The 1,840-nt window shown below is 66.0% G+C and carries 1 protein-coding gene; it reads right to left on the bottom strand.

The genetic code is table 11. The features are described 5' to 3' along the window. Window positions 1-1,681, bottom strand: a 1,681-nt coding sequence (locus ACIRS4_RS36390; RefSeq protein WP_404204267.1) for a carbon starvation CstA family protein, incomplete at its 3' end; no start/stop codon positions are given. Window positions 1,682-1,840 lie beyond the last annotated feature (159 nt).

Genomic DNA, 1,840 nt, shown 5'->3' with positions numbered 1-1,840 from the left:
ACAGCGGGTAGAGCGTGTTGATGCCGCCCAGCGGGTCGGTGACACCCATCAGCAGCACCGAACCCCACGCGGCCACCACGAGTCCGGAGCAGATGAACACGCCCGGCCACCACGACGGGTCGCGGAACTTCTTGGCGGCGCCGCCCAGGTTGCCCAGCGAGTCCGAGAGCATGAACCGCGCGACACGGGTGCCCGCGTCGATGGTGGTGAGGATGAACAGCGCCTCGAACATGATGGCGAAGTGGTACCAGAACGCCTTGAGGCTGTTGCCGCCGATGAACTTGTGCATGATCTCGGTCATGCCGATGGCGAGGGTGGGCGCGCCACCGGTGCGGGAGTAGACCCGGGACTCGCCCGTGCCCGCCGCCACGTCGTTCAGGTACTGCGCGTCGATCGGGTTGCCGCTCAGGCCGAGCTTGTTGACGCTGTCGGCGGCCGCCTGCGCGGAGGTCATATTGGGGGTGTTGATCGCGAAGTACAGGTGCTGGTCCAGGATCGACGCCGCGATGATGGCCATGACCGCGACGAACGACTCCATGAGCATGCCGCCGTAGCCGATCATCCGCGCCTGCGACTGCTTCTCCAGCAGTTTGGGCGTGGTGCCCGAGGACACCAGCGAGTGGAAGCCCGACAGCGCGCCGCACGCGATGGTGATGAACAGGAACGGGAACAGGCTGCCCGCGAAGGACGGTCCGTTGGAGTTGCTCGCGAACTGGGAGACCGCGGGGGCCTTCAGCACCGGCATGGTGGCGAGCACGCCGAGGGCGAGCAGGCCGATGGTGCCGATCTTCATGAAGGTCGACAGGTAGTCGCGCGGGGCGAGCAGCATCCACACCGGCAGCACCGACGCGACGAAGCCGTAGATGATCAGCATCCAGGAGATGGTGGTGCCCGACAGCGTGAACAGGTCACGGCCCCAACCGGATCCGGCGACCCAGTTGCCGGAGATGATGGCCAGCATCAGCGCCGCGAAACCGATGATCGACACCTCGCCGACCTTGCCGGGCCGCAGGTAGCGCAGGTACAAGCCCATGAACAGCGCGATCGGGATGGTCATGGCGATGGAGAACACACCCCACGGGCTGCCGCCCTCGAGAACGTGGGTGGTCTTGTTCTCGGTCGCCGCAAGGGCATTCACGACGACGATGCCGAGCACGGCGAGCAGGATCATCATGATGACGAGCACGGCGACGATGGCCGCCACGCCGCCGACCACACCGAGTTCGTCGCGCGCCATCTGGCCCAGCGAGCGGCCACGGCGCTTCACCGACGCCCACAGGACCAAATAGTCCTGCACCGCACCGGCCAGCACCACGCCGACGATGATCCAGATGGTGCCGGGTAGGTAGCCCATCTGGGCGGCGAGCACCGGACCGACCAGCGGGCCCGCGCCGGCGATGGCGGCGAAGTGGTGGCCGAACAGGACCCGCCGGTCCATCGGCATGTAATCCTTGCCGTTCTCCATCTCCTCGGCGGGAGTGGCGACATCGTCACGCGGCTTGGTGATCTTGTATTCGATGAGCCGCGCGTAGAACTGGTAGGCGAGCACGTACGTGCACAGGGCCGCGATGACGATCCACACCGCGTTCACGTTCTCGCCACGCATGAACGCGAGGATGGCCCAGGCGATCGCGCCGACGACGGCGATGGCGAGGAAGATGCCCTTCTTCGCCGTTGTCATGGGTGTCCGGTCCACGACGCCCACCGGTGGCAGGTCGGGATCCGTCCGGAGGTACTCGATGGTCGCCATGCGCCAACTCTCCCGTGCGGTACAACGGTCACTGATTCAAATGGTCACAACGTAGCCCAACCGACATGCCTCTGAACCGGCTTTGACCAG

Source organism: Streptomyces sp. NPDC101166 (assembly GCF_044768125.1).
Taxonomy (GTDB): Bacteria; Actinomycetota; Actinomycetes; order Streptomycetales; family Streptomycetaceae; genus Streptomyces.
The sequence above is the reverse complement of the archived record's forward strand: the minus strand, read 5'-3'. Positions and strand labels throughout refer to the sequence as shown.